The organism is Paenibacillus mucilaginosus 3016 (genome assembly GCF_000250655.1).
Classification (GTDB): domain Bacteria; phylum Bacillota; class Bacilli; order Paenibacillales; family NBRC-103111; genus Paenibacillus_G; species Paenibacillus_G mucilaginosus.
Genome location: NC_016935.1, coordinates 5,456,547 through 5,474,287, shown reverse-complemented (window position 1 = coordinate 5,474,287; position 17,741 = coordinate 5,456,547). Strand labels below are relative to the sequence as shown.

Genomic DNA, 17,741 nt, shown 5'->3' with positions numbered 1-17,741 from the left:
AATAAGATGGAGATTTGCAAGGCCGGCGGCTGTGTTGAGCAGACGCCGGTTTTTTTGCTTTGGATTGGCATGAGGGAGTGGTTCGGATAGAATGGGTGGGAAAGTACAATGAACTCACCAGCCGATTTGGAGAGGGCCTTGGCCTACGGGAGACAGGCAGCACTGAAGGCGCTTCAGGAGTAGGATCTTGCCTGGGAGGAGATTCGTTTCCATGCGTTCTCCGAAACGTGCACCCTCAAGGGATGACCGCCCCGAGCGGTGAAAGGGCGGTTAGCATTGAGCTTGAGGACGGACACTGCTGCAGTGCTTCCCTGATGCGGTGGGTGGAGGGAGCCCCTGCAAGCGGAAGGCTGACGCGGGAGCAGATTTTCCGGGAAGGCGTCCTCCTGGCCAAGCTTCACAAGGCATCGCAGGACGCCGGACTGACCGGTCATCCGAACCGGCCCGTGTGGGGGGAAGACAGCTTCCGGGAGGCGGTGAGCCGGCTGGACGCGTTCCATGAGTGCTTCCTTAGCGAAGCGGAGTTCGAGTTGTACCGGGCAGCGGCCGAGCGGATCGTGTCCTGGATCGGGAGGCTGGAGAAGCACCCGGCGGCTTACGGTTTCGTCCATGGAGATCTGCATCAAGGGAACATCGTATTTGAAGGGGAAGAACCGCGGGCGATTGATTTCGGGCGGTGCGGCTCCGGCTTCTATCTCTATGATATCGCTCATACGATCCTGGGGCTGTATCCTGCACAGAGAGAGCTTGTGCTGCACGGATATGAGAGCCTGCGTCCTCTGGAGGCGCATTGGCTGCCTGCGCTGGAGCATTTTACCATCATGGTGCTCATCGAGAACTACAGCCACCATGCGCCGGACCCGAGGGAGACCGAAGGGCTGCGGGCGGAACAGCCTTATGCCCAAACGATGCTGAAACGGTTTTTGTCGGAGCGTCCGTTCCTGTTCCAGAGCTTGGAAGGATAAGGAGGCTGCCTATGACGGATCAAAGAGTAACACACGAGCTGGACGAGGTGACGTTCGAGCTGCAGGAAGCGCACGATTTCGGGTGGCTGAAGGAGCTCGGGCAGGTATTCGCCGTATTCGACCGCCAGGATTCCGGGAATATCTGCTTCGGGGTCCGGAGCCTTGGAGAGAAGCAGTTTATCAAATATGCAGGGGCCAGGCCCATCTGCTTCAGCGGGGAGGGCGGCGAGGCGGTGACTAGACTCAAGGAGGCCTCGCTGCTGTATCCAAAGCTGGCACACCCAAGTCTCGTGAAGTGGATCGGGGAAATGGAGCTGCCTTCGGGTTATGCCGCCGTGTTCCGGTGGGAGGAAGGAGAATCGCTGCGCGGAGCGGAGGCTCATGCCCACTTCCGGCGGCTGCCGCTGGAGGAGAAGCTCGCGGCGCTCGGCCGGATCTTCGATTTCCACGACCATGTCGAGGCGAGGGGATATGTCGCCGTCGATTTCTACGATGGAAGCCTCCTGTATGACTTCGAAGGCGGCGGGCTCACGATCTGCGACATCGATGTGTATCAGCAGTCCCCCTACGTCAATCCGATGGGCAGGCTGTGGGGCTCCTCCCGCTTCATGTCTCCGGAGGAGTTCGTCCTCGGCGTTGAGATTGACGGCCGTTCGAACGTGTTCACGATGGGAGCGACGGCCTTCGCGCTGGCCGGCGGGGGAGTGGACCGTTCGCCGGACTTGTGGGAGGCGGGAGAGGCGCTGTACGAGGTGGCGCTGCGTGCCGTGCAGGCGGACAGATCCCTCCGCTATCCAAGCGTATTGGCGTTCCGGACGGCTTGGGATCGGGCGGCCAAGGGTGGTACAATCACCCTATGAAGGAGGGATGCTGCCATGCAAAGCACGGACAGTCTGAGAACGATCACCTTGGGCATGGGCTGCTTTTGGAGCCCGGACGCCCTGTTCGGACAGCTCCCCGGCGTCGTCCGGACACGGGTGGGCTATGCGGGAGGCACGACGGAGGCTCCGGTATACCGGGAGCTCGGCGATCATACCGAGACCGTGGAGGTCGTCTATGATGAGCGCCGGCTTCCTTTGGAGACGATTCTGGATGTGTTCTGGAACGGCCACAAGCCTGATAACATCAACGATTACAAAGGCCGCCAGTATTTGTCCCTCCTGCTGTACCGGGACGGCGGGCAGCTGAAGGCGATCGAAGAAACCCTGCAGCGGCGGGAAGCCGGGGGAAGAGGCAGACCGGCTACCGAGATCGCACCCTTTCAGGTGTTCTACCCGGCGGAGGACCGGCACCAGAAATATTATCTGAAGCGGTACCCCGATGCGGTGGAGAAGCTGTCCGTGCTTTTTCCAACGCATGAGGACCTGGTGAACGGCACCCTGCCGGCCCGACTGAACGGGGTGGCGAAGGGGTATGCGAACCGGACGCAGCTCCTGGAGGAGATCCGTACATGGGAGATCGGCGTTGAGGAACGGGAAGCGATGCTGCGGCTCGTGGAGAGCATCCGGTGGTAACGGGCAGGGAAGATCGGCTGATTGACTTTGCTTAAGGCGATGGGATGGGATAACCCGAGAGGAGAGGAATGCAGTGTCCAAACGTTGGGAGCAGGATCAAAAGGTTCTTCTGGATGCGATTCCCCGCTGCCGTGCGGAGATTCGGAACCTGGAGGCGGCGGAGGCACGGAAAATCACGCGGAGGCTGGCACGGGAGCTGTACGGGCAGACTCCCGAGCTGCAGGCCAGAAACAAAGACGAGAACGCGGTCTACGAGCGGCTCCCGTACCTGGAGAACCTGCTGGCAGGCGCGCTCCGGAAAGAGGACTACGCGCAGAAGGACGGGCATCTCTACGGCACCCTCCCCAGGGAGGATGGCAGCCGGGCGTTCAACCCGTGCAATTCCAGGCATTCGTACAACGGGGCTGTGAGGTAAGTTGGGAAGGTGCGGTTACACTCGGCAGCTGCCGGGGGGGGTGTGAGAATAGAGGAACTACGATTCGTTATTCGGTTATTTCCCATCATTTCCCGGAGAATAGCGGAACTCAGATCCCTTATGAGGCCGCGGGGCAGCAAAAAAACGGCCTCCTCAAACCGAATAGCGAACCTCAGTTCCTCTAATCTTGAGAGGGCAGGGGTTGAAACGCAAATAGCGCATTGGATTTCCGCTATTTCTTTTTCAACTCCGCCGGTGAGGCCTGAACGGAGCTGCCTGCCAACCATGTCCGACAAGCGGATTGAATCAGGTCTCAGCTCCGTTCTTTTCTCTCAGAGGGGGCCGCCATCCATCTGATCTTACCCGGCTCGACGTTGCTCACCGCAGCTGCCGTTTCACGTTGTTCCGCATTACTGGCGGCTCTGAAGCGGACCAGGCATTCTCACCTCCGCCGAGTACGGAACATGCACCGTCAGCTTTGCGTAACCGTAACCCCTGGGCCGCCCAACAAAGCGGCCTTTTTCCATTTCAAGCCATCCACTCCATGCGCTGCTGCGGCGAAGGATTCGGCACCCCGTGGAACGGGCCGATCGGAAAGCGGTATGCATCCATGGCTTGGTCTCCTCCTGGAATAACGCAGTGTAACCCAAACGTATATTCGTTATTTTTTCTGGTTTTCCTTCATAAAAAAAGGAAATCGCCGCTTTCTTGTGGAAATGGATCAAGGGTAATTTCCTTTCCTTCATCCGAAACGTTAGGAGCAGCACAACCATGGTAACGATCACGGAAGCATACGTGGACGCGGCCGCCTTGAACGCGGCAGCGATCAAGAACGGCAGGGACCTCGTGAAGAAAAACAGTTTTCCGAAGCTGTGCCGCTCGGAAGACGGCACCCTGCTCTTCGGTGAATGCAAGGGGAGCGGGAAGGAGCCCTACCGGTGCTCGGCCGACTGGATCCAGGAGGACAGCCCGGTGTACCGGTGCTCGTGTCCGAGCAGGCAGTTCCCCTGCAAGCATATCCTCGGCTTGATGTATGCGTATACGTCGGGCAAGACCTTCACCGTCGAGAGCATCCCGCCGGATATCGCGGAGAAGCGGGAGAAGGCGAACCAGCGGGAAGCCAAAAAGAAAGAAGCGGCCGCAGACCCGGCAGCGGCTCCGCCGGCCAAGCGCAAGAGCAGCAAGGCGGCGCTCGCGAAGAAACGGGCCGCCCAGCTCGAGGGGATCGGCCTGCTGGAGAAGCTGGTGCGCCAGACGGTACAGCACGGGCTGGCCTCTCTGGACGCCAAGACGCTGAAGCTGCTCGGCGACCAGGCCAAGGAGCTCGGGAATTACTACATTCCTGGCGTCCAGGCGGAGTTCCGGGAGCTGCTGGAGATCCTGGCAGGCGCCAAGGAGCGCGAAGGGGTCTATACGCTGGTCATGGACCGGCTCCTGAGACTCCACATGCTGACCAAGCGCTCCCGGGAGTACCTGGAGGCGAGGGTGCAGAACCCGGAGCTGCCGATGGACACGGACAGCGCCCTGGAAGAACAGCTGGGCCATGCCTGGCAGACCGCCGAATTGAAGGAGCAGGGCCTCCTGGAGCGGGACGCTTCCCTGCTGCAGCTCTCCTTCCGGTCTTACGCCGATACCGCCCGCGGCGAGCATGTCGACGAGGGCGTCTGGATCGAGCTCGGCAGCGGCCGGATCGGTATGACCCGCAATTACAGGCCGTTCAAGGCGGCCAAATTCATCAAGGAGGAGGACACGGTCGCCGCCGTGGTCCAGACGAAGGAGCTCTTCCTCTACCCCGGCGGGCTGAACCGGCGGATCCGCTGGGAGGACATGACGATGAGGGAGCCGGAAGCTGCGGACTATGCCGCCGCCTGGTCGCATGCGATCCGTTCGTATGCCGAGGCGCTCAAGTCGGTCAAAAACCGGATCAAGCACCCGCTGGCGGACAAACATCCGGTCCTGCTGCTGCATTATTCGCGGCTGGGGCGGACAGAGGATTCCTTCGTCATCAAAGATGAGCAGGGCAGGCAGCTGCCGCTGTCGGATACGGCTGACTTCGGGCAGGCCGCCACCGTGCTCCTCTCCCAGCTCGATGCCGTCTGGACCCGGGACGGGGCGGTGCTGGTCCGTTTCAGCCACGACTGGTCTACCGGCAGGCTGCTGGTCCAGCCGCTCAGCCTCATTACGGCAGGGGGCCTGATCCGGCTTGCTTACTAACCACAACCAAACCAACATCGAAGAAAAGGGGACGAAGGGCTCATGAGTCTACAAGTGCTGACCGAGCTGCACGAAGAAGTGCGCAGGCTCTTCATCGCCGGCAGCGGCATGGCCTCGGGCGACCTCCGGCTGCGTGCCCTGCAGCCGCGGCTGGAGAAGCTTGCGGACGCGGCTCCGGTCCTGGGGCGGCTTGCGGAGGGCGTGCAGGCGCTGGTCGAATCGGACGCCGAAAGCTCGCCCGGCCGCCTGCTCGAGCTGGGCACGCTGCTGCATGCCGTCATGTATACGCAGGGGCGGACCGATACGCAGGGCGAGCTCGTGGAGGCCGGCGCCGACATCCCCACAGGCACGACATACGTGCCTTACCGGAAGCTGAAGCCCCTGATCGACGCGCTGACGGAGAGGGGGCCGGGCCGGCTCGAGATCATCCGCAGCGCTCTTGAAGAAGGGCTGTTCGGGGATATCCGCACCCACCGTCCGGCCGTCATTGCCTTGGAGGACAGCTACGCGGAGACCGCGGAGTTCGTGCAGGAGCGGGTGCTGCCGGCCATCGGCGCCCGGCGGTTCCGCTGCTGCTCCGGGAGCTGAACCTGCAGGGGGGCAAGGCCGATGGCCGGAGGCTGCTTGCCATCCACCGGCTTCAGGGGCCCGGCGATCCTTCGCTGTACCTGACGGCCTTGGCGGAAGGGGCCGCGGAGCTGCAGGTGGCGGCGGCAAGCATCCTCGGCGACTATGAAGACCAGGAAGCGGCCCTGCTGGAAGCCAGCCGCAGCCGGCGCAAAGAGCTCCGGGAAGCGGCGCTGCTGGCGCTGTCCCGCATCCCGTCGACGAAGGCGGCGGACCGCCTGATGGAATGCCTGGCCTCGGAGAAGGATGCGCCGCTGGCCGTCGAGCCCCTCCGGCTGTCCCAGGACCCGGCCTTGACGGCAAGGGTGCTCTCTCATGCCGAGGGCCTGCTCGCCGAATTCGGCGGAGCGGAGAAGCCGGAAGCCGGGCTCATTGCCCGGATGGCCGCGACCGTCTCCAGCCTGGGAACGAAGCGGGAGGGGGACGTTCTCTCCTTCCTGCAGAAGCTGCTGGCGTCGCCGCACTTCATGAAGAGGGAGACGGGAGAGATCCAGGAGGAGGCGGCTGGCCTGCTGCTGGAGTCAGGGGATCCGCAGGCGCTCGGATTTGTCGAATCGCTTCACGGCGAGTGGAACCACCGGCTGATCTCGTTCGCGCTGCGGGCCGCGCTGCGCCGGCTTCCTCCCGAAGCGGTGTATGAACGGTACGCGCCGTACGTGCAGGAGAAGAAGACAGCGGCTGCCAAGGAGCTGCTGCAGACGATCCGGCGGCTGACCACGGGGCTCTCCCGCATCGGGGACGGAGCCCGTGAAGCCCGGGAGGCCCAGCCTTGGGACGACCGCTGGCTGCCGCTGTTCATCCGGCTGGATGAGGAGGAGCTCGTATGCCGTTTTGTACCCGAGGCTCCTGAGCCGGAAGCCGCCGCTTATGTGCTGGCCAAACTGGACGAACAAGGAGGCCGGCGGGGGAACAATCCGGCTCCGCTGCTCACCGCGCTCTTCCGCATGGATGAGGCACTGGCGTCCGAGCGGCTGCTGCACGTCATCGAACAGCGCACGCTTGCCGGCTCCTGGTGGTACATCGAATATGATCTGCAGCGGCTGCTGCAGGAGCTCCCCGCCTCCTCCGCCGACCGGCTCGAGCGGCTGGCAGGGCAGGCGAAGAACGAGGGCATCCGGCGGGCGCTGGAGGAAGCGGCGCTGGTTGCCCGGAATAAGGAACACGGATCAAAAGGCGAAGCCGACAAAGGAGAGGGAATCGAATCATGAGTGAAACGAACAATGTACTGCGCCTGCCTGCGGAGCGCTTGTATGCCGCAGAGATCGAAGCGCTGAAAGCGGAAGACCGGGATCCGAGACCGGCGGGCTGGCAGCTGTCGCCCCGGGCGGTGCTGACCTACATTACGGGCGGCCGGGCCGGCGGCGTGGACATTACGCCGAAGTATATCGGCCACCGCCGCCTGGTGGAGATCGCGATCGCCACGCTGCTGACGGACCGGGCGCTGCTGCTGATCGGCGAGCCGGGGACGGCCAAGTCATGGCTGTCGGAGAATCTGACGGCGGCCATCCACGGCGATTCATCCAAGGTGATTCAAGGCACGGCGGGCACGAGCGAAGAGCAGATCCGCTACTCCTGGAACTATGCCATGCTCCTGGCAAACGGCCCTTCGGATGCGGCGCTCATCAAGAGCCCGATCTACCGGGCGATGGAGAGCGGCGGCATTGCCCGCTTTGAAGAAATATCCCGGTGCGCCTCCGAGGTGCAGGATGCGCTGATCTCCATCCTGTCGGAGAAAACGATCTCGATTCCCGAGCTGGCGCGGGAAGTGCCCGCGGAGCGCGGATTCTCGATCATCGCGACGGCCAATACCCGCGACCGCGGGGTGAACGACATGTCCGCCGCGCTGAAGCGGCGCTTCAACATTCTCGTGCTGCCGTCCCCGGCGGATCTTGAGACGGAAGTGGAGATCGTGCGCAAGCGCGTCGGCGAGATCGCCGCGAACTACGAGCTGAAGGCGGCCCTGCCGGAAGAGGAAGCGGTGCGCAAGGTCGTGACGATCTTCCGCGAGCTCCGCAGCGGCGTGACGCTGGACAGCAAGGAGAAGGTGAAGGGGCCGAGCGGGGTACTCTCGACGGCGGAAGCGATCTCCCTGCTCACGAACGGGATGGCCCTGGCTGCATCCTTCGGCAGCGGATCGATCGAGCCGGAGGATCTGGCCGCCGGGCTTCAGGGGGCGATCGTCAAGGATGAGGACAAGGACAGCGGCGTATGGAAAGAATACCTGGAGAACGTCATGAAGAAGCGAGGCTCGGAATGGCGCAGCCTCTACAGCGCCTGCCGGGAGATGAACGGATGAGCCCTGCGCCTGCACAGCGGATGAAGGACATACATATCTTCGGCATCCGCCACCTGTCCCCGGCAGGAAGCTACCATCTGCGACGCCTGCTGGATGAAGTGAAGCCGCTGGCAGTGCTTGTCGAGGGGCCGTCGGATGCCACCGGTCTGATCCCCGGACTGGTGCGCACGGGCGTGAAGCCGCCTGTGGCTCTGCTGGCTTATACGGACCGGGTGCCGGTGCGCACGCTGCTCTTCCCCTTTGCCGCGTATTCGCCGGAATACCAGGCCCTGCTCTGGGCGGCGGAGCAGGGAGCGCGGGCCGAATTCATCGATCTGCCCACCACGGCTTCGGTGCCGCTGTACGCCCTGCGCAGAGAGCAGGGGCCGGCAGCGGGCGGAGAGCCTGCTGATGCTTCGGCGGCGGAAGATCCCGCAGCAGCCGCTGACCGGCGGCATGACTTCTACCGGCGGGGCCGCAGCCTCTACCGGCAGGCTGCCGAGCTGGCCTGGGGAACCGGATTATGAGAGCTACTGGGAACGGTATTTCGAGCACCAGGGTGGAACGGAGGGGTACCGTCAGGCCATCGCCCGCTTCTCGGCGGAGATGCGCGGGCTTCTGCAGGACGAAGAGCGGGAAGCCGACCCGTACGAAGCGTCCGTCAATGCCGTACGGGAAGCCTACATGCGACGACGCATCAAAGCGGTTATGGAGGAAGGCATCCCGGCGGAGCGGATTGTTGTCGTGGTGGGAGCCTACCATGTGTCCGGACTCGATGCGGCCCTGCCGCCGATGTCGGACAGGGAGCTGAAGAAGCTGCCGGCGGTCTCCACCAAGCTGACGCTCATGCCCTATTCGTATTACAGGCTCTCTTCGCACTCGGGCTACGGAGCCGGGAACCCGGCTCCGGCCTACTTCGAGCTGATGTGGGACGGCCTGCTGCAGGACGACCTTGGCGGCCTGCCGGCGCGGTATTTGGCCGGCATTGCGGGCCGCCTCCGCGAATCGGGGACCTACCGATCCACGGCATCGGTCATTGAAGCGGTGCGGCTGGCCGGGGCGCTGGCTTCCCTGCGCGGAGCCGCCCAGCCGACGTGGAGCGAGCTGCGGGACGCTGCGGTGGTTGCCTTCGGCTACGGCGAGCTCTCTCCGGTGGCGGAGGCGCTGGCCCATGCGGATATCGGGACGCGCATCGGCGAGCTGCCCGAAGGCGTCTCGCAGACGCCGGTGCAGGACGACATGAACCGCCACCTGAAGCGGCTCAAGCTGGAGAAGTACAAATCGGCCGTCGCCGCCGACCTGGAGCTCGACCTGCGGGAGAACCGCCGGGTGAAGACGGAGGAGGCGGCGTTCCTCGACTTAAGCCGCTCGACCTTCCTGCACCGGCTGCGGCTGCTTGAGGTTCCTTTTGCTGCAAGGAAGCGGGTGCGGCAGGACGCCGCCACCTGGGCGGAGCACTGGGTGCTCCAGTGGACGCCGGAAGCGGAGATCCGCATCGTGGAGTCCACCTTGAAGGGCGAGACGATCGAGCTTGCCTGCGCCTTCGTGCTGGCGGAGCGGCTCGAGCACTGCACGGATCTTGCCGAGGCGTCGGCGATCATCGAGGACGCGTGCGTGTGCGGCCTGCCCGAAGCGATGGAGGCCGGCCGGATCACGCTTCAGGCCCTGGCCGCGGAAGCCGGCAGCTTCGGGCCGATCGCCTCGGCGGTATCGAAGCTCTCGGTGCTCATCGGCTACGGTGACCTGCGCCGGGTCCGCACGGAGTCGCTCCAGCCGCTGCTCTCGCAGCTGTTCCTGCGCGGCGCGCTGCTGCTGACGGATGCGGCGGCCTGCAGCGAAGAGGCGGCAGGAGACATTCTGTCCGCGATGAACGCGATGCACCGTGTATCTCAGGATCATGCGGAGCTGGTGAATGACGCGGAATGGGTTCGGGGGCTGTGGGAGCTCGCTTCGCGGGATGACCGGAATGCGAAGCTGTCCGGCTATGCGTTTGCGATCCTGCTGGAGCGGGGGCTCGTTACGTCCGAGCAGTGCTCGCAGGAGGTTTCCCGGCGCCTGTCGCCGGGGATTCCGGCGGATCTCGGCGCCGGCTGGTTCGAAGGCCTGTCGATGCGCAACCGCTATGCGCTGCTGTCCCGTTCGGATCTGTGGGCCCAGCTTGACGAGTACATCGGTTCGCTGGAGCCCGAGCCGTTCCGCCGCTCCCTGGTGTTCCTGAGACGGGCGTTCGGGGCGTTCGAACCGCGGGAGAAGGCGGCCGTGGCCGATCTGCTGGGCATGCTGTGGGGCTCGGACGCAGCGGCCGGGGAACAGCTTCAGGAACCATTGACCGAAGAAGAGAGAGGGATGCTAAGTGAACTCAACGAGTATGATTTCGGTGATTTCTAAATGACGGAAGAACGGAAGGACCAGCTGAGCCGCTGGCGTCTGATTCTCGGCGAGGCGGCGGAGGAGCGGCTGAGCGGACTCGGCGGCGGAGAACCGCTGCTGGACCGGGATCAGCAGCTGATGGACGAGGCGCTGGCGGCCATCTATGACGGCACCTCGGGCGGCTTCGGCGGGGAGGACGAAGACCCCCGAAGCGGGCGGAGAAGGTCGGCGGGCTCCGGTCCGTCCGCTCCGCGGCTCGCCCGCTGGCTGGCGGATATCCGCAGCTTTTTCCCGAGCGATGTCGTCTCGGTGATCCAGAGCGATGCCATGGAGCGCAAGGGCCTGAGGCAGCTGCTCTTCGAGCCGGAGCTGCTCTCGCAGGTGAAGCCGGATATCCGGATGGTGGCGACGCTGATGGCACTGAAGGGAAGTATCCCGGAGAAAACCAAGGACACGGCACGCCAGCTGGTGAAGGCGGTCGTTGACGACATTGCGAAGCGGCTTGAGAATGAAATCCGCCGTTCGGTGACCGGCGCCCTGAACCGGAGGCAGCATTCGCCGCTGCCTTCCCTGAGCGGGATGGACTGGAAGAAGACGATCACGAGCAACCTGAAGCACTACGACAGGGAGAGCAAAAGGCTGATTCCGGAGCGCTTCCATTACTTCGACCGCGCCCGCCGGAGCCGGGAATGGACGGTCATTCTCGACATCGACCAGAGCGGCTCCATGGCCGATTCGGTGATCTACGCTTCGGTCATCGGGTCGATCTTCGCCTCGCTGCCGGCGCTGGATACGCGGGTCGTCGTGTTCGATACGGAAGTGGTGGACCTCAGCGAGCAGTGTGCGGACGACCCCGTGGATATGCTGTTCGGCATCCAGCTGGGCGGCGGCACGGACATCAACAAGTCGGTCGCGTACTGCGAGCAGTTCATCACCGAGCCCGGCAAGACGCTCTTCCTGCTGATCTCCGACCTGTATGAGGGGGGCAACCAGGCGGCCCTGATCCGCCGCATGGGCGAGATGCGGGCGGCGGGAGTCAAGGTGCTCTGCCTGCTCGCTTTGTCGGACAGCGGGGTGCCGTCCTACGATGCCGAGGTGGCGAAGAAGCTGGCCTCCTTCGGCATCCCCTGCTTCGCGTGCACGCCGGACCGGCTGGCGGAGCTGGTCGAAGGGGCGCTGCAGGGCAAGGATCTGCAGGAGCTGGCCGCCCGGGTCGGGTCTGTCACAACCGCCAAATAAAGAAACCGCGAGCAAGGCGAGAGCCGGAGGGAACCCCTCCGGCTCTTTTGCATGCAGGGAGGTGCAGCTGGCAGCAGCGGGATACAAGAGGGAGCCGGTCCTTGGAACGGGTGCCTTACGTGCGAACAATGCGGCCCAATATCCAGCTAAGGATCCAGCCAGGCATCCAGCAGGTATCCAGCAGGCATCCAGCAGGTATCCAGCTAAGGATCCAGCCAGGCATCCAGCAGGTATCCAGTCAAGCATCCAACAGGCAGCCAGCCAGCCGTCAGGTTCTTGTTAAGTTATCGTAAAGCGCAAGGATTTGGAGACCCGGCAGAGAATGCTTACAGGGAAGAGCTCCCCCATCGGGCAGCCCCCCGCTTGAATGTCGACTCGAGTCGAATTCCTCGATGAATGGCAATCCATTCCCAGCGTGATCCTCCATTCTCTCTTTTTCGGCAAAATATTAATTCCATGTGTTGGATAAGCCAAATTTAACTAAAGCTTTATTATACATCTTCCGAAATCTTGATATAATCCTACATGGAGCACCTTTCCTAATATGTTAGTTCATGGAACCGGAGGGATTTATATCCCGATCCAAGCTGTGCGCGAGAGACCAGTCCACTGGCTACCCAGCAAGCCGGCATGCGGGGACCGACAAATGCGGAAAACGACAGCCGAGAATATTCTGCTCCATGACGCCAGAAGGTTCAGAACGGATGAAGCAAATCTTATCCCAATTCCGATGGAGGATGAAGCGCGTGAGCATATTTGAAAAGCTGGAATCCAACGTTAGATCCTACTGCAGAAGCTTTCCGGTGGTATTCGACCGGGCCAAGGGGGACTTGTTGTACTCCGAGGACGGAAGGGCTTATATTGATTTTTTTGCAGGTGCCGGCGCACTGAATTACGGTCATAACAACGATTATATTAAGGACCGGATTCTCGATTACTTGACCTCCGACCGCATTATGCACGGTCTGGATATGTATACGATGGCCAAGCGCGAGTTCATCCAGAGCTTCTCGGAGCGGATCCTTGAGCCGAAGAAGCTGAACTACAAGCTTCAATTCTGCGGACCGACGGGAACGAACGCGGTTGAAGCGGCCTTGAAGCTCGCTCGCAAGGCGAAGAAAAGAACCGGGGTGTTCGCGTTCATGGGCGGCTTCCACGGCATGTCGCTCGGCAGCCTGTCGGCGACAAGCTCCAAGTCCATGAGGGAAGGGGCGGGGCTTCCGCTGGGCGGAATCACGTTCATGCCGCATCCGAGCGGGGCGTTCGCAGGAATGGATACGCTCGGCTATATCGAGAATATCCTGAATGATTCGCACTCCGGGATCGACAAGCCGGCCGCCATCCTGCTCGAAACCGTACAAGCCGAAGGCGGGATTCACGTGGTCGACGCGCAGTGGCTCCGCGGTCTGCACCAGCTGTGCCGCAGGCACGATATCCTGCTCATTACCGACGAGATTCAAGTCGGCTGCGGCCGGACAGGCGGATTCTTCTCCTTCGAGCGTGCGGGGATCGAGCCGGATCTCATCACCCTGTCGAAGTCGATCAGCGGGTACGGCCTGCCGATGTCTCTTCTCCTGCTGAAGCCGGAGCTGGATCTCTGGACGCCGGGTGAGCACAACGGCACCTTCCGCGGCAATCAGCTCGCTTTTGTGGCGGCCAAAGCCGCACTCGAGTTCCGGGACAGGGCCGCCCTGGAAGCCCAGGTGAAGCAGAAGGAAGAGTTTGTACGTTCGTTCCTTGACAAAGAAATCAAGCCTCTGCATCCGTCCATCGAAATCCGCGGACTCGGCCTCATCTGGGGCATTGACGTCTCCGGCTTCACGGATGAAGCCGGAGCGAAGCGGATGACGGAGCTCTGCTTCGAGAACGGGCTCATCATTGAAAGAGCCGGCAGAGGAGACCGCGTGCTGAAGATCATGCCGCCGCTTACCGTCTCGATGGAGCATCTGGCTGCCGGCTGCGACATCATCAAGTCGAGTATGCAGCAGGTGATCTCCCAGGAGACCCAGGATCTGCTGGTGACGACTTAAGGCTCGGCCAAGCCGGCACCCCCCGGCAAGGGGCACGGAAGTGCTTCCGGGGGCTCTGCGGCCCTGATGTTAAGATAACGTTTTCACCGAATTGGAAGATTTTCTCCCCATTCTGCCAGCGGTGCCTTTCCCAACCGCCTCACCGCTCAGGCCGCATGGACTCACCGCCAATCCAGGACTGTCCCGTTCATCTCCAGAACGGAGCCGTCTGGAGCCTCACGCAGCACCATCGTCACACCTAACCGTCAGTAAAAACGTACCTTCCTCCGCAGCCGGATCTTTTTCTTATCCACACCAGGGCTGCGGGGGAAACATCGATCGTACATAGCGTGTATAGATACCCCTTGAACATAGGCTTTGACAATAGGCAGCTCCAAAGGCGGTTCCGGTGCCGAATCCGGAGGTACGGCCGACGCCCTTGGGGCCGGCCGGAACCATACAGCAAGCCCTACTTCGATGGGAGGAACATCCCTTGTCCACCCCCAAATCCAAATCCGAACCCAAAGCTAAACCAAAGCCCGTCTTCGGGCGGCTCGTCCGGTATGTCCGGCCTTACTCCTTCTGGGTGGCCGTAACCGTCATCGCCTCCCTCGGTCTGGCGGCGATCGACATCGTGCTCGGCAAGCTTATCGAGCGGATGATCGACGGGACGATCGGACCCCCGGGCGAGATTATTGCGATCATTGCCCTCATGATCCTGATCGGTATGCCCTGCAGATACGCCATCAAGTACGCTTCAGCGCGATTCAGCGTGAAGGCGCTGCAGGATCTGCGGAGCGAGTGGTCGGCCAAGATCACGGCGCTGCCCGTATCCGAAGTGGAACGGCGCTTCACCGGGGACCTCGTCTCCCGGCTGACGAACGACACGGCGGTGCTCCAGAACTTTTTCATCCAGCAGTTTGCGAATCTGTTCTATCTCCCCGTTGTGTTCCTCGCCGCCTTCACCATTCTCTTGATGACGAGCTGGAAGCTTGTGCTCTCCACTCTGGTGCTGTTACCGCTCGGAATGATCCTGACGACGCTTCTGACGAAGCCGATGCAGTCGTTCTCGGAGCAGCTTCAGGAGAGCATCGGACGCCTGAGTGCGATGGCCCAGGATGCGATCGGCGGCCTGGCGATCATCAAGGCTTTCAATATGCAGGCGGCCTTCTACCGGAGTACAGCGCGCTGATGGCTGAAGCGGTCAGCCTGAGCCTGCGGCTGGAAAAGCGGTATGCGCTGCTCGGCCCCCTGGCGATTCTGTTCCTGGCTTCGCCGATCGTGTTTGTCATCGTCTACGGCGGACATCTGATCGAGAAGGGCGAGCTGGATGCGGGAGGCATCGTGCTCTTCATCTACCTGCTGAATTTCGTACTGCAGCCGGTCAGCCTCATGCCGGTGCTCAGCGCCCAGATTCAGGAAGCATCCGGTGCGGCACGGCGGCTGTTCGAAGCTCTGGACTGGCCCTCGGAGCGGGAGAACGGCACATCGGCAGCCCTCTCGGTCGAAGCGGCCACCCCGGCGGTAGAGTTCGACCGTGTCACCTTCAGCTATGACGGGGAAACACCGGCCCTCCGGGACGTCTCGTTCCGGCTGGAGAGAGGCGAGACCCTCGCGGTCGTCGGCGGAAGCGGCAGCGGCAAAAGCACGCTGATCAAGCTGCTGTGCGGCTTCTATGAGCCCCAGCCGGATTCGGGGACGATCCGGATCGAAGGCCGGCCGCTCGAAGCGTGGAACCTGCAGGATCTGAGATCCCGGATGGCGCTGGTCGCCCAGGAATCGTACCTGTTCCCGGCTTCCGTTTCCGAGAATATCGGCTCCGGCCGGGAGGGTGCGACGCTCGAGGACATCATGGAGGCCGCCAAATCGGCCGGTGCGCACGAGTTCATAGCCGGGCTGCCGGAAGGCTACGGAACGGTCCTCGGTGAGAGAGGCGGAGGCTTATCCGGCGGTCAGAAGCAGCGGATCGCGATCGCCCGGGCCCTGCTCAAGGGCGCTCCGCTGCTGCTGCTCGACGAGCCGACCTCGGCGCTCGACATGCAGTCGGAGGCAAGGGTGCAGGAGGCGATCCAAGAGCTCATGAAAGGCAGGAGCGTTATCGTGATCGCCCACCGGCTCTCCACGATCAAGCAGGCGGACCGCATTCTGGTGATGGAGCAGGGGCGGATCGTCGAGAGCGGCACGCACGAGGAGCTGATGGGCAGGGACGGGGCCTACCGGAAGCTGTCCATGTACCAGAACGTCCATACGGAAGAGACAGAGGAAGAGAAAAAGAAAGAGACAGAGCACACAGCCGGCGCGGAAGGGGGGAGAGGACGTGTCCTTCAAGCAGGCGTACGCTGAATTCGGCCAGCTCATGGCCTATATGAAACCGCGGGCCCGCACCTACTATGCGGGGATGATCGGCGAGAGTCTCGTCAGTGCGGCACTGGCCATCCTGCTCTCGTTTGTGATCCAGTATCTGCTCAACTATGCCGTGCACCGGGATCCGTCGGAGCTGCAGCGGGCCGTCTATCTGGTCTGCGGTACGGTAGGGGTGCTCAGTATCCTGTCACCGATCTGCAATTACCTGTTCCTGAAGTGCATCAAGATCACGATGGGCGAGATCCGTACGGAGCTCTTCGGACATATCGCCCGGATCGATTACCGGTCGGCCGAGAGCCGCCACTCCGGCGATCTGCTCTCGCGGATCACCAATGACGTCCAGTCGATCGAGATGACGTATGCCGAGCATATCAAATCCATTGTGTCGCAAATCCTCCTGTTTATCGGGTCTTCGGTCGTGGTGTTCATCGTCGACTGGCGGTTTGCCTTGGTCCTGCTGGCGCTGGGCGGCTTCTCCGTGCTGCTCAACACCCGCTTCTCGGCACCCCTCCGCCGGGTGAGTGACGAGCTGCAGGCGCAGATGGGGGTTCTGACGGAGCGGATCGGCGACCTGATCGCCGGACTGCAGGTCATCAAGCTGTTCGGACTGCAGCAGCGGGCCGGACGGCTCAGCCATGATGCGATCGCTGCGGTAAGCCGCTCGGGCATCCGGCAGGGGCATCAGGCCGGTCTGCTCGAAGCGGGGAACTTCCTGATCCAGTTCCTGAGTCTGGGGGGCGTTCTGCTCATAGGTCTGCTGATGGTCTCATCAGGTCAACTCGAGCTTGGTGTGCTGGGCCAAATCGTACAGCTGCAGAGCGGAATCGCCGTGATGTTCCTAAGTCTGGGGACCTCCGTCGCCATGATGCAGAATTCGTATGCCGGGTTAACGCGCATTCGGGAAGTGCTCGCCGTACCGGTCGAATCGGAGCGCCATGCGCTGCAGGCGGTGCCGTCACCCGAGGAGAAGACGGCGGTCCGGCCGGATGCTGCTTTACAGTTAACCGATGTAACTTTCGGGTACGATGCGAATCGGCCCGTGCTGAAGGAGCTGTCGTTGTCTCTGGCCGAAGGCACCGTAACGGCGCTGGTCGGTCCAAGCGGAGGCGGCAAGAGTACGGTCGTGAAGCTGCTGCTCGGCTTTTATCCGCCGGACAGCGGTACCGTTTGGCTCGGCGGCCGGCCTGCCGGCAGCTGTACGCTCCAGGAGATCCGGGAGCAGATGGCTTACGTCCCTCAGGAAGCGACGCTGTTCCAAGGGACCATCGCGGACAACATCCGCTTCGGTTCGCCGGATGCCAGCGATTCCGAAGTGGAAGCGGCGGCACGGGCGGCCTATGCCCACGGCTTCATCACCGAGCTCCCGCAGGGGTACGATACCCCGGTCGGCGAGCGGGGGGCCAACCTGTCGGGCGGCCAGCGCCAGCGGATCGCCATTGCCCGGGCGCTGCTCAAGAACTCGCCGATTCTGCTGCTGGACGAGGCGACATCGGCCCTCGACGCCGAATCGGAGCATGAAGTCCAGCAGGCGCTGCAGGTGCTGATGAAAGGAAGAACGACCTTGGTCGTCGCCCACCGGCTCAGCACGATAGAGAATGCGGACCGCATTTGCGTCATTGCGGGGGGCAGGGTGCAGGAAGAAGGGACTCATGAGGAGCTGCTGGCCATGGAGGGCCAGTATGCGGACCTGTATCATTTGCAGTTCCGGAAGAAACCGCCTGAGCTTGCCGTATCGTAGCATGTGACAAG

At 62.6% G+C, this 17,741-nt stretch carries 11 protein-coding genes and 2 pseudogenes; all 13 read left to right on the top strand.

Annotated elements, in window-relative coordinates:
• Positions 1-242: 242 nt before the first annotated feature.
• The 13 genes and pseudogenes from PM3016_RS22320 to PM3016_RS22265 all read left to right on the top strand — a co-directional run bounded on the left by PM3016_RS22320 (position 243) and on the right by PM3016_RS22265 (position 17,730).
• Entirely contained in the window at positions 243-965 is a 723-nt protein-coding gene (locus tag PM3016_RS22320) for a phosphotransferase enzyme family protein (RefSeq protein ID WP_014371033.1), read from the top strand.
• 11 nt (positions 966-976) lie between these two features.
• Positions 977-1,825 (top strand): serine/threonine-protein kinase, encoded by an 849-nt coding sequence (locus tag PM3016_RS22315; protein ID WP_014371032.1) that lies wholly within the window; start codon positions 977-979, stop codon positions 1,823-1,825.
• 15 nt (positions 1,826-1,840) lie between these two features.
• Entirely contained in the window at positions 1,841-2,479 is a 639-nt protein-coding gene (locus PM3016_RS22310) for a peptide-methionine (S)-S-oxide reductase MsrA (RefSeq protein WP_014371031.1), read from the top strand.
• Positions 2,480-2,552: 73 nt separating this feature from the next.
• On the top strand, positions 2,553-2,894 hold the full coding sequence (locus PM3016_RS22305; RefSeq protein WP_014371030.1) for a hypothetical protein: 342 nt from the start codon (positions 2,553-2,555) through the stop codon (positions 2,892-2,894).
• Positions 2,895-3,665: 771 nt separating this feature from the next.
• Entirely contained in the window at positions 3,666-5,108 is a 1,443-nt protein-coding gene (locus tag PM3016_RS22300) for an SWIM zinc finger family protein (protein ID WP_014371029.1), read from the top strand.
• A gap of 42 nt (positions 5,109-5,150) precedes the next feature.
• Complete coding sequence (locus PM3016_RS40055; protein ID WP_238540288.1) at positions 5,151-5,696, top strand: hypothetical protein; 546 nt, start codon at positions 5,151-5,153, stop codon at positions 5,694-5,696.
• An 89-nt stretch (positions 5,697-5,785) separates the two neighbouring features.
• Positions 5,786-6,943, top strand: coding sequence for a HEAT repeat domain-containing protein (locus PM3016_RS40050; protein WP_238540287.1), 1,158 nt, complete (start codon positions 5,786-5,788; stop codon positions 6,941-6,943).
• A complete protein-coding gene (locus tag PM3016_RS22290) occupies positions 6,940-8,031 on the top strand; it encodes an AAA family ATPase (protein ID WP_013918811.1) in 1,092 nt (363 codons plus the stop codon). Before PM3016_RS40050 ends, PM3016_RS22290 begins: the two co-directional genes overlap by 4 nt.
• Positions 8,028-10,398, top strand: a pseudogene (locus tag PM3016_RS22285) (DUF5682 family protein). Before PM3016_RS22290 ends, PM3016_RS22285 begins: the two are co-directional and overlap by 4 nt.
• The gene (locus tag PM3016_RS22280; RefSeq protein ID WP_014371028.1) at positions 10,399-11,619 is read left to right on the top strand and encodes a VWA domain-containing protein; all 1,221 of its coding nucleotides are present in this window, start codon (positions 10,399-10,401) and stop codon (positions 11,617-11,619) included.
• A 746-nt stretch (positions 11,620-12,365) separates the two neighbouring features.
• Complete coding sequence (ectB, locus tag PM3016_RS22275) at positions 12,366-13,649, top strand: diaminobutyrate--2-oxoglutarate transaminase (RefSeq protein ID WP_013918807.1); 1,284 nt, start codon at positions 12,366-12,368, stop codon at positions 13,647-13,649.
• Positions 13,650-14,121: 472 nt separating this feature from the next.
• Positions 14,122-15,971, top strand: a pseudogene (locus PM3016_RS41470) (ABC transporter ATP-binding protein).
• Positions 15,946-17,730 carry an ABC transporter ATP-binding protein gene (locus tag PM3016_RS22265; protein WP_014371026.1) on the top strand — a complete coding sequence of 595 codons (1,785 nt, stop codon included), beginning with the start codon at positions 15,946-15,948 and terminating at the stop codon, positions 17,728-17,730. Before PM3016_RS41470 ends, PM3016_RS22265 begins: the two are co-directional and overlap by 26 nt.
• Positions 17,731-17,741: the final 11 nt, after the last annotated feature.

What these genes read in the sequence shown, in the direction of transcription:
- PM3016_RS22320 (WP_014371033.1), top strand. Translation starts at nt 243, where the DNA reads ATGACCGCCCCGAGCGGTGAAAGGGCGGTTAGCATTGAGCTTGAGGAC.
- PM3016_RS22315 (WP_014371032.1), top strand. Translation starts at nt 977, where the DNA reads ATGACGGATCAAAGAGTAACACACGAGCTGGACGAGGTGACGTTCGAG.
- PM3016_RS22310 (WP_014371031.1), top strand. Translation starts at nt 1,841, where the DNA reads ATGCAAAGCACGGACAGTCTGAGAACGATCACCTTGGGCATGGGCTGC.
- PM3016_RS22300 (WP_014371029.1), top strand. Translation starts at nt 3,666, where the DNA reads ATGGTAACGATCACGGAAGCATACGTGGACGCGGCCGCCTTGAACGCG.
- PM3016_RS40055 (WP_238540288.1), top strand. Translation starts at nt 5,151, where the DNA reads ATGAGTCTACAAGTGCTGACCGAGCTGCACGAAGAAGTGCGCAGGCTC.
- PM3016_RS22290 (WP_013918811.1), top strand. Translation starts at nt 6,940, where the DNA reads ATGAGTGAAACGAACAATGTACTGCGCCTGCCTGCGGAGCGCTTGTAT.
- PM3016_RS22280 (WP_014371028.1), top strand. Translation starts at nt 10,399, where the DNA reads ATGACGGAAGAACGGAAGGACCAGCTGAGCCGCTGGCGTCTGATTCTC.